Source organism: Sphingomonas sp. CCH9-F2 (assembly GCF_001556735.1).
GTDB classification, from domain to species: domain Bacteria; phylum Pseudomonadota; class Alphaproteobacteria; order Sphingomonadales; family Sphingomonadaceae; genus Sphingomonas; species Sphingomonas ginsenosidimutans.
Map to the genome: position 1 here is coordinate 1 of NZ_LSJO01000592.1, position 12,840 is coordinate 12,840.

General features: G+C 69.1%; 14 protein-coding genes. 6 read left to right on the forward strand and 8 right to left on the reverse strand.

The window, feature by feature from the left end:
* Positions 1-192: 192 nt before the first annotated feature.
* Genes AX685_RS16540 through AX685_RS16560 form a run of 5 tightly spaced genes read right to left on the reverse strand, consistent with a single transcriptional unit; the run spans position 193 to position 3,616 of the window.
* Positions 193-1,995, reverse strand: a complete 1,803-nt coding sequence (locus AX685_RS16540; protein ID WP_066490630.1) for an acyl-CoA dehydrogenase C-terminal domain-containing protein — start codon at positions 1,993-1,995, stop codon at positions 193-195.
* Positions 1,996-1,998: 3 nt separating this feature from the next.
* Positions 1,999-2,430, reverse strand: a complete 432-nt coding sequence (locus AX685_RS16545) for a MerR family transcriptional regulator (RefSeq protein WP_066490636.1) — start codon at positions 2,428-2,430, stop codon at positions 1,999-2,001.
* A gap of 33 nt (positions 2,431-2,463) precedes the next feature.
* A complete protein-coding gene (locus AX685_RS16550; RefSeq protein WP_231738973.1) occupies positions 2,464-2,976 on the reverse strand; it encodes a hypothetical protein in 513 nt (170 codons plus the stop codon).
* Positions 2,973-3,335: a phosphoribosyl-AMP cyclohydrolase gene (hisI, locus tag AX685_RS16555; RefSeq protein WP_066490638.1), complete on the reverse strand. Its 363-nt coding sequence runs from the start codon at positions 3,333-3,335 to the stop codon at positions 2,973-2,975. The genes AX685_RS16550 and hisI overlap by 4 nt, the downstream gene beginning before the upstream one ends.
* A gap of 32 nt (positions 3,336-3,367) precedes the next feature.
* Positions 3,368-3,616 carry a Rho termination factor N-terminal domain-containing protein gene (locus AX685_RS16560; protein ID WP_066490641.1) on the reverse strand — a complete coding sequence of 83 codons (249 nt, stop codon included), beginning with the start codon at positions 3,614-3,616 and terminating at the stop codon, positions 3,368-3,370.
* 114 nt (positions 3,617-3,730) lie between these two features.
* Between AX685_RS16560 and purF the strand changes: the two genes are divergently transcribed.
* Together purF and AX685_RS16570 are read left to right on the forward strand one after the other, a co-directional pair.
* Positions 3,731-5,188, forward strand: a complete 1,458-nt coding sequence (gene purF / locus AX685_RS16565; RefSeq protein ID WP_066490653.1) for an amidophosphoribosyltransferase — start codon at positions 3,731-3,733, stop codon at positions 5,186-5,188.
* Positions 5,189-5,194: 6 nt separating this feature from the next.
* Complete coding sequence (locus AX685_RS16570) at positions 5,195-5,905, forward strand: SDR family NAD(P)-dependent oxidoreductase (protein WP_066490642.1); 711 nt, start codon at positions 5,195-5,197, stop codon at positions 5,903-5,905.
* A gap of 4 nt (positions 5,906-5,909) precedes the next feature.
* On the opposite strand, the gene AX685_RS16575 is transcribed toward AX685_RS16570, so the two are convergent.
* The 3 genes from AX685_RS16575 to AX685_RS16585 are packed head-to-tail and all read right to left on the reverse strand — an operon-like array spanning position 5,910 to position 9,414.
* Entirely contained in the window at positions 5,910-7,121 is a 1,212-nt protein-coding gene (locus tag AX685_RS16575; RefSeq protein ID WP_096612699.1) for an SAM-dependent methyltransferase, read from the reverse strand.
* Positions 7,122-7,132: 11 nt separating this feature from the next.
* Positions 7,133-8,473, reverse strand: a complete 1,341-nt coding sequence (locus tag AX685_RS16580) for a cryptochrome/photolyase family protein (RefSeq protein WP_066490644.1) — start codon at positions 8,471-8,473, stop codon at positions 7,133-7,135.
* 44 nt (positions 8,474-8,517) lie between these two features.
* Entirely contained in the window at positions 8,518-9,414 is an 897-nt protein-coding gene (locus AX685_RS16585) for a histone deacetylase family protein (RefSeq protein WP_066490646.1), read from the reverse strand.
* Between the two features lie 68 nt (positions 9,415-9,482).
* Here AX685_RS16585 and AX685_RS16590 point away from each other — a divergent pair, with 68 nt between their 5' ends.
* The 4 genes from AX685_RS16590 to AX685_RS16605 form a co-directional block, all read left to right on the forward strand.
* The gene (locus tag AX685_RS16590; RefSeq protein ID WP_066490648.1) at positions 9,483-10,502 is read left to right on the forward strand and encodes an alpha/beta hydrolase; all 1,020 of its coding nucleotides are present in this window, start codon (positions 9,483-9,485) and stop codon (positions 10,500-10,502) included.
* 86 nt (positions 10,503-10,588) lie between these two features.
* The gene (locus tag AX685_RS16595) at positions 10,589-11,071 is read left to right on the forward strand and encodes an RNA pyrophosphohydrolase (RefSeq protein WP_066490658.1); all 483 of its coding nucleotides are present in this window, start codon (positions 10,589-10,591) and stop codon (positions 11,069-11,071) included.
* 19 nt (positions 11,072-11,090) lie between these two features.
* Positions 11,091-12,047 carry a DUF481 domain-containing protein gene (locus AX685_RS16600; protein WP_082741034.1) on the forward strand — a complete coding sequence of 319 codons (957 nt, stop codon included), beginning with the start codon at positions 11,091-11,093 and terminating at the stop codon, positions 12,045-12,047.
* A gap of 40 nt (positions 12,048-12,087) precedes the next feature.
* Positions 12,088-12,840 (forward strand): M20/M25/M40 family metallo-hydrolase (locus tag AX685_RS16605; protein WP_156445880.1); only part of this gene is annotated, 753 nt, incomplete at its 3' end.

Sequence of the window (12,840 nt, forward strand, 5' to 3'; positions counted from 1 at the left end):
CCGCCAAGCCGGCGCCCCCTGCCGAGGCGACGCCTGCGCCAAAGGGGCCGGTGACGCTGGCCGGGGTGCGGCGCGCCGCCCCCGCCCCCGAGGCGACGCCATCGCCCGCAGCCACCCCGCGGATCGAATAGGCGCGAAAAAGGGCGGCCCCCGCGAACAGGGGCCGCCCGATCCCGTGACGTCGCGCGCCGATCAGGCGGCGGCGAACATTTCCGGCGGCAGCGCCATGACCGCATCCGCGCCGCCCTCGATCTTGCGACGCAGCGCGCCCGCGTCCGGCAGGATCCGCTCGGCGAAGAAGCGCGCGGTGACCAGCTTGGCGTCGAGGAAGGCGGCATCGCCCTGCCCCTCGGCCTTCAGCTTCGCCGCGGCCGTGGCCATGCGCAGCCACATCAGGCCGACCGCGACCAGCCCGACGAGGTGCATGTACGGCACCGCGCCGGCGCCGATGTTGTTGGGGTTCTTCATCCCGTTGGCGAGGAACCACATGGTCGCGCCCTGCAGCTCGCCGGCGGCCTTCTCCAGCCGGGCGGCGAAGTCCGCTGTCGCCTCGTCCTGCTTGCCCGCCGCGATCTCCTCCATCACCAGCTTGCCGAACGCCTGCACCGCACGGCCGCCGTTCTGCGCCAGCTTGCGCCCGGCCAGGTCCATCGCCTGCACGCCGTTGGTGCCTTCGTAGATCATCGCGATGCGGGCATCGCGCACATATTGCTCCATCCCCCATTCCTGGATATAGCCGTGCCCGCCATAGACCTGCTGGGCGTTGGTGGCGATCTCATAGCCCTTGTCGGTGCCGACGCCCTTGATGACCGGGGTCAGCAGCCCGATCAGGTCGCCGGCCAGCTGGCGCTCCTCCTCGGTCCCGGCGTTATGCTCCAGATCGACCTGCAACGCGCCCCACAGGCACAACGCGCGCAGCCCCTCGATCCACGCCTTGCCCTCCATCAGCATCCGGCGGACGTCGGGATGGACGAACAGCGTATCGGCCTTCTCGCCCGGGTCGGCCGGGCCGGTCAGCGCGCGGCCCTGGCGGCGATCCTTGGCGTATTGCACCGCGTTCTGGAACGCGATCTCGGCGATCGCCAGTCCCTGGAGACCGACGCCCAGCCGCGCGGCGTTCATCATGATGAACATCGCGGCCAGGCCCTTCATCTCCTCGCCGACCAGCCAGCCCTTGGCGCCGTCATAGTTCATGACGCAGGTGGCATTGCCGTGGATGCCCATCTTGTGTTCGATCGAGCCGCACGACACCGCATTGCGATCGCCCAGCGAACCGTCGTCGTTGACCAGCACCTTGGGCACCACGAACAGGCTGATGCCCTTCGAACTGTCCGGCGCGCCCGGTGTCTTGGCCAGCACCAGATGGATGATGTTGTCGGTCAGGTCGTGCTCGCCGGCCGAAATGAAGATCTTCGTGCCGGTGATGGCGTAGCTGCCGTCGGGCTGCGGCTCGGCCTTGGTGCGGATCAGCCCCAGGTCGGTGCCGCACTGCGGCTCCGTCAGGTTCATCGTGCCGCCCCATTCGCCCGACACCATCTTGGGCAGGTACTTGGCCTGCTGCTCCGGGCTGCCCTTCACCACCAGCGCGGCGATCGCGCCATGCGCCAGCCCTGGGTACATGGCGAAGGCCATGTTCGCGGAGATCAGATATTCCTGGAACGCGGTCGACACGACGTGCGGCATCGCCTGTCCGCCGAACGCCTCGGGCGCGCTGAGCGTGCCCCAGCCCGATTCGACGAACTTCTGATAGGCTTCCTTGAAGCCGGCCGGGGTGGTGACGCTACCGTCGTCGTGGCGGGTGCAGCCTTCCAGATCGCCCGACTGGTTGAGCGGGAAGATCACCTCGGCGACGAAACGCCCGCCTTCCTCCAGCACGGCATCGACCGTATCCGGGGTGGCGGCGGCGAAACCATCGACATTGGCGTAGCGGTCAAGGCCGACGACATGCTCCAGCACGAAGCGGGTGTCGCGTACGGGCGGGGTATATTGCGGCATCTCTCAATCTTCCTTGTTGGGTACGTTTTCGACCAGCGCGACAAATTCGGTGAGTTCGGCGATCGCGGCATCCAGATCGCGCTTCTGGCTTTGCAGCGCCTCGATCCGCGCGCGGCAGCGTTCGATGGTGACCGTCCGCTGCACCTGCCGCCCGTCGCCGATATCGTAGAGATCGATCATCTCGCGGATTTCGGCGAGGCTGAAGCCGACACGCTTGCCGCGCAGGATCCACGCCAGCCGCGCGCGGTCGCGGTGCGAATAGATGCGCGCCAGTCCGCGCCGCTCGGGCGAGATCAGCCCCTCATCCTCATAGAAGCGCAGCGCGCGCGGAGTGATCGCGAATTCGGTCGACAGATCGGTGATCGAGAACGAATCGCAGTCCGGGCGCGGCGGCACCACGGCATAAGCGGGAGCGGCAGAAGAGGACGGGCTCATCGACCGCGAATATACGTTCCGCTTACGTGAACGTCAATCTGCGCAAAGCAGCTTCCCGTCGGGTCCGCGGCTGCGGAGCGCCTCGGCGGGGGCATCGCTGAGCGGCGCGACGCGCAGCGCCGCGAGGCTGGCGCGGCCGTCGCAGCGCGAATCGCAGGCGGCGGGCAGGACCGCCGGGAAGCGGATGCCCGTGCCGTCCTGCACCGCGTCGAAGGCGCATCCGCCGCCGAAATCGATCGCAAGCCGTCCGCTGCCGTAAGCGGTGCCGCGCGCGACGCACCGTTGCCCTTCGCCGTAATCGACGCCGGCGCCGATACGGAAGCCCCGTTCGCCCGCGACGGGGAGCGCACACAGGCTGTCCGTGTCCGAACCGAAGACGCCGACGGGGGACAGGTTCGCCGGATCGGGCACCAGTGCGCGGGCGCGCGCCTCCGCCTCCAGCGCCCGGCCGGCGGGGGCATCGGCACCGGCACCCTCCCCGCCCCCGCCGCATCCCGCCAGCAGCAGCAGCACCGCCGCCGGCAGCAGCGGCAGCGCGCGGATCAACCGACGCGCTCCAGCCCGGTATCGGTGACGCGGCGATAGAAGCAGCTGGGCGCACCAGTGTGGCACGCCGGACCGGCCGGATCGACGATCATCCACACCGCGTCCTGATCGCAGTCCACCCGCATCTCCACGACGCGCAGGACGTTGCCGGACGTCTCCCCCTTCTTCCACAGCCGCCCGCGGCTGCGCGAGAAGAAGGTCGCCTCGCCGGTCGCGCGCGTCGCGTCGATGGCGGCCTGATCCATATGCGCGACCATCAGCACGCCCCCGCCCGCACGATCGGTGACGACAGCGGTGACGAGGCCGGCGGCATCGAATTTGAGGTTGAGGGCGGTGCCGGTTTCGCGATCGTGGTCCATGAATGGCGCCGTACCAGCCGCGCCGGCCGGTGTCAGCGGTTCCTGATCGCCTCGATCAGTTCCGCCTTGTTCATCCTGGAACGGCCGTCGATCCCGACCGACCGGGCCTCGTCGTACAGAGACGCCTTGCTGCGATCCTCCAGCCGGGTCGAGCGGTGGTCGAGCGAGCCGTTGGCGCGCGCATTGGCGATTCGCGCCGCCTTCTCCTTCGACGCGCCGTCGCGACGAAGACCCTCGTACAGCTTGTCGTCCTTGATCTGCGATCCGTGGTTCTTCGCCATGATCCGCCTCCTGCGCGACCCCGTTGAACGCAGCGTCGCGAAATGAGCTCCACGGCTTGGATGACATTCGCGCGACAGCCGCTATATGCGGCGCGCACGATGCGAGCCTCCGCCATGCTGACCACGAACCCGTTCGACGACGACCATCTGCACGAGGAGTGCGGCATTTTCGGCGTGTCCGCCTCCGAAGGCGCCGCCGCACTGGTCGCACTGGGGCTGCATGCGCTCCAGCATCGCGGACAGGAAGCCGCCGGCATCACCAGCTTCGATGGCGCAATGTTCCATACCCACCGAGCGATGGGGCATGTCGCGGGCAATTTCGATCGCGACGACGTGATCCGCTCGCTGCCGGGCGAGGTGGCGTGCGGGCATGTGCGCTATTCGACCACCGGCGAAACCGCGCTGCGCAACGTCCAGCCGCTCTATGCCGAGTTGCAGTCGGGCGGCTTCGCGATCGCGCACAACGGCAATATCTCGAACGCGATGCGGCTGCGGCGCGAACTGGTGCGGCGCGGGTCGATCTTCCAATCGACGTCGGATACCGAGACGATCATCCATCTGGTCGCCACCAGCCAGTATCGCACGCTGCTGGACCGGCTCATCGACGCGCTGAAGCAGATCGAGGGCGCCTATGCGCTGATCGTGATGACCCCGGACGGGATGATCGCGTGCCGCGACCCGCTGGGCATCCGCCCGCTGGTGATGGGCAAGCTGGGCGATGCGGTGATCTTCGCCTCCGAAACGGTCGCGCTGGACGTCGTTGGCGCGGAATTCGTCCGATCGGTGGAGCCGGGCGAGCTGGTGATCGTGCGCGGCGAGGAAATCCGCTCGATCACGCCGTTCGAGGAGCAGCCACCGCGGCCGTGCATCTTCGAATGGGTGTATTTCTCGCGCCCCGATTCGATCGTCGACGATCATTCCATCTATTCGGTCCGCAAGAACATCGGCGCGCAGCTGGCGATCGAAGCGCCGGTCGATGCCGATCTGGTCATCCCGGTCCCCGATTCGGGGGTGCCCGCGGCGATCGGCTATGCGCAGCAAAGTGGCATCCCGTTCGAACTCGGGATCATCCGCTCGCATTACGTCGGGCGCACCTTCATCCAGCCGGGCGACAAGGTGCGGCACCTGGGCGTCAAGCTGAAGCACAATGCCAATCGCGCGCTTATCAAGGGCAAGCGCGTCGTCCTGATCGATGATTCGATCGTGCGCGGCACGACCAGCCTGAAGATCGTGCAGATGATGCGCGAGGCCGGCGCGGCTGAGGTGCACATGCGCATCGCCTCCCCGCCGACGCGGCACAGCTGCTTCTACGGCGTCGACACGCCGGAACGGGCCAAGCTGCTGGCGGCAAAGCTGGACCTGGGCGGGATGACCGATTTCATCCACGCCGACAGCCTGTCGTTCGTGTCGATCGACGGCCTGTACAAGGCACTGGGCGAAAGCCACCGCGCCGACATCCGCCCGAAATATTGCGATGCCTGCTTCACCGGCGACTATCCGACGTCGCTGACCGATCATGACGAATCGAGCGCGGTCGACCAGTTCGCCCTGCTCGCCGAACGGATGAACTGACGCGCGATGGACATGCAGTTGAAGGACCGGCTGGCGCTGGTGACCGGCGCCAGCCGCGGAATCGGTGCGGCGACCGCGATCGCGCTGGCGGCGAAGGGCGCGCACGTCATCCTGACCGCGCGCACCGCCGCCGGTCTGGAGCAGGTGGAGGAAGCGATCTTCGCGGCGGGCGGATCGGCGACGATCGCGCCCCTGGACCTGGCGCAGAGCGATTCGATCGCGAAACTGGCGACCGCGGTGGGCGAACGCTGGAACGCGCTGGACGTGATGGTGCTCAACGCCGGTACGCTGGGGTCGCTGGCGGCAGTGCCGGCGATCGACCCCAAGGAATTCGCGCAGGTGCTGACGCTCAACGTATCGGCACCGCTGGCGATGATCCAGGCGTTCGACCCGATGCTGCGCCGCTCGGCGGGGGCGCGGGTGATCGGCGTCACCTCCTCGGTGGGCCGCACCCCGCGCGCCTATTGGGGAGCCTATGGCGCGTCCAAGGCGGCGTTCGAGACGCTGCTGGAATCCTATGGCGACGAAATGGCGGAGATCGGCCGCGTCCGCGTCGCGGTGATCGATCCGGGCGCGACGCGCACCGCAATGCGCGCGCGCGCCTATCCGGGCGAAGACCCCGCGTCGGTGAAACCGCCGGAAGCGGTCGCGGCGCGGATCGCGCAGCTGGCGGTCGACGGGTTCGACGCGAACCATCGCGAGCGCGTCGCCGCCTGAGGCGTCATTCGCGGACGAGCGTGACCTGCACCACGTCGATCCCGCCGCCGCGAAACCCGCCTTCGCAATACATCAGGTAATAGCGCCACAGCCCCTGAAAGCGCGCGTCGAAGCGCGCCGGCAGCCGCCCGTCGGCCACTGCGGCGTCGAACGCGTCGCGCCACCGTGCGAGCGTTTCGGCATAATCCAGGCCGAACGCGCGTCGATCCTGCCATGACAGGCCGTGCCGCTCCGCCAGCGCGCGGAAGCGACGCTCGGAGATCAGCGAGCCGCCGGGAAAGACGTAACGCTGGATGAAATCCACGCTGCCGGCATAGGCATCCCAGATGTCGTCCGCGATGGTGATGAACTGCAACGCGGCGCGCCCGCCCGGTTTCAGCACGCGCGCGATCGTGGCGAGATAGGCGGACCAGAATTCCGGCCCCACCGCCTCGACCATCTCGATGCTCGCGACGCCGTCGAACGTACCCTGGACGTCGCGATAGTCGGTCAGCGCGACGGTGACACCCGGCAGCGCGCGCGCCGCGACATGGTCGCGCTGCTCGGTCGACAGCGTCAGCGCATGGACCGCCACCCCCGCGGAGGAGGCAGCGGCCGCGAACGAGCCCCAGCCGCAGCCGATCTCCAGCACCCCTTCCCCCGGCCGCGCGGCCGTACGCGCCAGGATCGCGTCAAGCTTGCGACGCTGCGCGCGCTCCAGCGGTTCGTCCGGCACGGCGAACGATGCGCTGGAATAGGTAAGCGTCGGGTCCAGCCACTCCCGGTAGAAATCGTTGCCCAGGTCGTAATGCGCCGCGATGTTGCGCCGCGCGCCGGCGCGATCGTTGCGGCGCAGCGCGTGCCAGCCGCGCGCTGCGATCCGCGCGACGCTCTTGGCGCGCGCGACATTGCCCAGTGCGACGCGGTTGCGCATGAACAGATCGAACAGCGGCACCGGATCGGGGCTGGACCAGTCGCCCGCCTCCCACCCATCATACCAGCCGATCGAGCCGGCGGTCGCCAGCCGGCGCAGCGCGCGCCAGCGCACCACGCGCACCACCGCGAGGGGGCCGGCGGCGTGCCCGCCCAGCAGGCGGCGCGTGCCGTCGGGCAGATACGCCTCGATCGCGCCCTCCGCCAGGCCGCGATCGATGCGGTCGAGCAGCCGGTGATACAGCGGCGCGAACGTGCGCGTCGGCCAATCCGGTCGGGTCGGGGTACGTGTCGCCGCATCCATCGGCGTGGCGCCTACTTCACCTTGGCATTTGCCGCCAGCGCGCGTTCGCGTGCCTCGCGATGGCCGATCAGCCTGGCCGGATACTCGTCGGGCCGGGACCCGACCGCCTCGGGATCGTGGATCACATCGTCGCCGACATCCGCCAGCTCGGGGACCCAGCGGCGGATATAGTCGCCCGCATCGAACTTCTCCGACTGGCCGATCGGCGCCATGATCCGGGAGAACATGTTCGAATCGACCCCGGTGCCGGCGACCCATTGCCAGTTGACCGAATTGTTGCCGTAATCGGCATCGACCAGCGTATCCCAGAACCAGCGTTCGCCCTCCCGCCAGTCGATCAGCAGATGCTTGATGAGGAAGGACGCGGCGATCATCCGCACGCGGTTGTGCATCCAGCCGGTCTGCCACAGCTGGCGCATCCCGGCATCGACGATCGGATAGCCGGTGCGCCCGCGCTGCCACGCACGCAGGTCGGCCTTAGCCCCCTTGCCGCTGCGCCACGGCAGCCGATCATAGGCGGGGCGCCCGTTCTTCGTCGCATAATCGGGAAGCGCGAGCACCACGCCCGAGGTGAAGTCCCGCCACGCCAGTTCCTTGCGGAAGGTCGTGTCGCCGCGCCCGGTCGCGTGCCAGACGGTGCGCGCCGACACCTCGCCGAAATGCAGGTGCGGCGACAGCCGGCTGCTGCCGTCGATCGACGGCAGGTTGCGGTCGGTATCGTAGCCGGCGATGTCGAGCGCCTTCACTTTCTTCAGCGCCGCCGCCTCGCCCGGCGTCCAGTCGAACCCGCCGGACCAGTCGGGCTTGTCCGGCAACAAACCCCATGACGCCAGACGGTCGCTCTTCGGCCATTTCCCCGGCGCGTCGATCGTGCGCGGCATCGGCAACGGGTCGGTCGGGGGCAGGTGCGGCTGCAACGCCTTCCAGAAGGAGGAATAGATGCGATACTGGCCGCCCGATCCGGTCGCCACCTCATGCGGCGGGACCAGATGGTTGCCGTCGTGCAGGCACAGCCGATCGCCCAGCGCCTGGTCCGTCGCCGTCCACCACGGTTCGTAATGGCGCGTGGCATGGATCTGTCCGGCGCCGGTTTCCTCCAGCAGCTCGGCGAGTACCCTGGCCGCGGCGCCGCGGCGCAGGATCAGGCGGCTGCCTTTTTCCTCCAGCGCCTTGCCCAGCGCCGCCAGCGAATGGTGGAGCCACCACCGCTGCGCCGCGCCGATCCGCCAGTCGCCAGGCGCTTCGTCGTCGAGGATGTAGACCGGGACCACCGGGCCTTCATGCGCGGCGGCAACCAGCGCGGGGTGATCGTGAAGGCGAAGATCCTGGCGGAACCATAACAGGGTGGTCATCGCGGGACGCTACGCGCGGGATTGATCGAGGTTCCTGCCCCCGATCACCCCAGCGCGCCGGCCAGCGTGGTGATGACCCGTACGTGCCGCGCCGCGATCGCCATGACATCGTCGCCATAACCGCCGCCGACGGTGCTGGCGACGGGCACGCTGCGCGCCCGCGCCCAGCCGGCGACGGCGCGGTCGCGGCGCACCAGCCCGTCCTCGCTCAACGCCAGTCGCCCGAGCCGGTCATCGGCGAAGGGATCGACCCCGCCCTGATAGAGGATCAGCGTCGGCTGGAAACCATCGAGCAGCGGCACCAGCGTGTCGTGCAACGTCGCCAGATAGGCATCATCGCCGATCCCGTCCGCCAGCGGCACGTCCAGCGTCGATCGCGCCTTGCGCACGGGGAAGTTGCGCTCGGCATGGATCGAATAGGTGGCGATGCCCGGATGGCCCGCAGTCAGCGCGGCGGTGCCATCCCCCTGATGCACGTCGACGTCGACGATCAGCACCCGCGGCGTGATGCCCTCTTCCACCAGCCGCACCGCCGCGACCGCCAGATCGTTGAACACGCAATAGCCCGCGCCCGTCTCCGCCAGCGCATGATGGCTGCCGCCCGCGGTGTTGGCGGCAAAGCCGTGTTCCAATGCAAGGCGCGCGGCCAGCCATGTACCGCCCGGCACCATCTGCGCACGCTGCGCCACCACCGGGGTCACGGGAAAGCCGATTCGCCGTTCCTTGTCGCGCGGGACCGCGACGGACAGCACCTGTTCGACGTAATCCGGGTCGTGCACCGCCTCCAGCCAGCGGCGCTCGATCGCGTCGGGGGCGTGCCATGCCACCATATCCCCTTCCGCGTGCAGCAGATCGCGGATCGCGCCGTTCTTGCCCCAGCGATAGCTGCTGCGCGCAGGCGCGGCGGTGACGTAATCGGGGTGATGGACGACATGGATCATCGCGCTAAGATAGGTTGCAAAGCGATACGCGCCACGTCACCCGAGCGGCGCGACGACAGGAGACCCCCATGACCGATACGACGATCGAACGCCCGTCCGCCGACACCGGCGTCGCCAGCCCCTTCGTCCGCCCCGACGTGCGTGGCTTCCTGGATTATCTCAACAGCGTGCCCGGGCCGAAGATGCACGAGCAGTCGCCGGCGGATGCGCGTGCGGTCTATCATGCGATGAAGGACGTTGCCGATCCGCCGGTCGGCGAGCTGGCGGTGATCCGCGACCTGTCGATCCCCGGCCCGGATGGCGTGACGATCCCCGCGCGGCTGTTCGATACGCGCGAAAGCCGCGCGCCCGGCCCGGTGGTGGTCTTCTATCACGGCGGCGGGTTCGTGATCGGCGATATCGACACGCACGCCAGCTTCACCGCGGAGATGGCACGGCAGCTCGACCTGCCGGTGGTGTCGGTCGATTATCGGCTCGCGCCCGAGGCGCCCTGGCCGGCCGCGCCCGACGATTGCGAGGCGGCGGCGCGCTGGGTCGCCTCCAGCCCGTCGGAACTGGGGCGCACCGCCACCTCGCTGATCCTGGCGGGGGACAGCGCGGGCGGCAATCTGGCGATCGTGGTGACGATGGCGCTGCGCGATTCACCCGCTGCGGTCCCGGTGGTGGTGCAGGCGCCGATCTATCCGGCGGCGGACATGGCCACCGAATATCCGTCGTTCAACCAGTTCGCCGACGGCTATCTCCTCACCCGCGACGGGATGATCTGGTTCGGCGAACATTATGCCGCCGATCCCGCGCACCCGCGCAGTTCGCCGCTGGCGGGCGACCTGGCCGGGCTGCCGCCGGCGGTGATCGTAACCGCCAGCCTTGATCCGATCCGCGATCAGGGCCGCGCTTATGCCGCGGCGCTGGTCAGGGCGGGCGTGCCGGTTACCTTTCGCGAGGCGCGGGGCATCGTCCACGGTTTCATCACGCTGCGTCAGGCGATCCCGTCCGCACAGGGCGATGTCGCGGGTTATCTGGCCGCGCTGCGCGCCGCGATCGTCGAGGCGGAGGGACAGCGCGTGATGGCACAGGCGGCGGGATAACCGCGCGCGGCAGGGGCCATAGCCCGCGGTAACCGGCGGCGGGGCACGGGGTGGAGGGCCGGGACGAAGCACGCTACACGGGCGCGATGACCGACCCCACCATCCTCCCCTACCGCCCGTGCGCGGGCGTGATGCTGCTCAACCGCGACGGGCGGGTGTTCGTCGGCCAGCGACTCGATAACGTGCTGGAAGCCTGGCAGATGCCGCAGGGCGGGATCGATCCGGGCGAGGAACCGCGCGACGCGGCGGTGCGCGAATTGTGGGAGGAAACCGGCGTCACCGCCGACAAGGTGACGTTGATCGCCGAGGCGCCGGAAGAGCTGCTCTACGACCTGCCACCGGACATGGTCGGCAAGGTGTGGAAGGGCAAGTATCGCGGCCAGCGCCAGCGCTGGTTCCTGTTCCGCTTCGACGGCGAGGATGCCGATATCCGCATCGATACCGAGCATCCGGAATTCCGCGCCTGGCGCTGGGCCGATCCGGCCGACCTGCCGCGGCTGATCGTGCCGTTCAAGAAGCAGCTCTATACCGACGTGCTCGCCGCGTTCGCGGAGCATCTGCCGCGCTAGGCGGCGGTGACGGTCGGAGATGCTGCCTGTCCTGCTGATCCTGCAAACCGCCCTGCCGCCCGCCGGCGCGGTGATCGACGTCCCGGTTCCGCCGCTGGACCTGGGTGAGGTCGGCGTCGAGCTGGACAAGGTGCCGCCGCCGGAAATCCCGCCTGAGATCCGCGCGATGATGGATGCCGCGATGCAATCCGGCGACGAAAGCGGGCTCGACACGATCGTCAAATATGCGCGCGTCGCCGATCCGGGATCGCGCGACCTTACGCTGCGCCGCGCGACCGAATGGCGCGAGGCACGCGCGCGGGCGCGCAACCAGCGCGTGCGACAGGCGGGCGCGTTCGAGCTGTGGACGGGCCGGGTCGAGCTGGGCGGCTTTTCGTCCAGCGGCAATTCGGACGTCACCGGGCTGACCGGGATCGCCGACCTGACGCGCGAGGGGCTGCGCTGGCGCCACCGCGTGCTGGCGCAGGCCGATTTTCAGCGCACCGCCGGGGTGACCAGCCGCGAACGCTACGTCTTCGCCTATCAACCCAATTACAAGCTGAGCGACCGCGGCTACATCTACGGCGCGGCGCAGTTCGAGGCGGACCGCTTCCTGGGGTACGACCAGCGTTATTCGGCCTCCGTCGGTGCGGGCTACAGCCTGTTCCGCGACGCCGCGCTGACCACCGATATCGAGCTGGGACCGGCATTCCGCCAGTCGAACCTGACCGACAACAGCCAGCAAAGCAGCCTGGCGGTGCGCGGCAGCCTGGACCTCGACTGGACGATCCTGAGCGGGCTGGTGGTGACGCAGGACGCCGCGATCTACCTGGAACGGTACAACAGCACCGTGCGCAGCGTGTCGGCGATCGAGGCGAAGCTGCTGGGGCCGCTGTCGGCACGGCTCTCGTATACCGTCCAGTACGAAAGCCAGCCGGTCAACGGGCGCGTCCCCACCGACCGCACCAGCCGCGCGTCGCTGGTCTATACGTTCTGACGGTTTCAATCGTGACGACTTTGGGGATAGATGGCGCGTGATGGAGATGCTTTCCCACGACGAACGGCGCGCGGTGGAGCGGCTGGACCAGGCCGCGATGCTGGCGCGCACCGAGCAATGGGCGGCAGTCAACAGCGGCACGCGCAATACCGCGGGCTGTGCGGCGATGGCCGGGTTGCTGGCCGATGCCTTCGCCGCGTTGCCCGGCGAGGTGACGCTGGTCGAACCGGGCCGTGCGGAGGCGGTCGGCGCGGACGGGCGCGTCGATCCGATCGCGCACGGCCGGCACCTGTACGTCCGCGTGCGCCCCGACGCGCCGGTGCGGATGCTGCTGACCGGGCATATGGACACCGTCTATCCCGCCGATCACCCGTTTCAGACTCTGGCCTGGCGCGAGCCGGGGGTGCTTAACGGGCCGGGGGTCGCCGACATGAAGGGCGGCGTGTCGCTGATGCTGGAAGCGTTGCTCGCGGTCGAGGCGGTGGCGCCGACGATCGGCTATGACGTGGTCATCAATTCGGACGAGGAAACCGGCTCCTTCTCCTCCGCCGCGCTGCTGGCGCAGGCCGCGCGCGGCAAGGTAGCGGCGCTGACCTACGAACCGGCGCTACCCGACGGGACATTGGCGGGTGCGCGCGGCGGCACCGGCAACTTCTCGATCGTCGTGCGTGGACGCGCGGCACACGCCGGGCGCAACCCGCAGGACGGCCGCAACGCGATCGTCGCCGCCTCCGCGATCGCGGTCGCGCTGCACGGCGCGCGCTCGCCGCGACTGGCGGTGAACCCGGCGCGG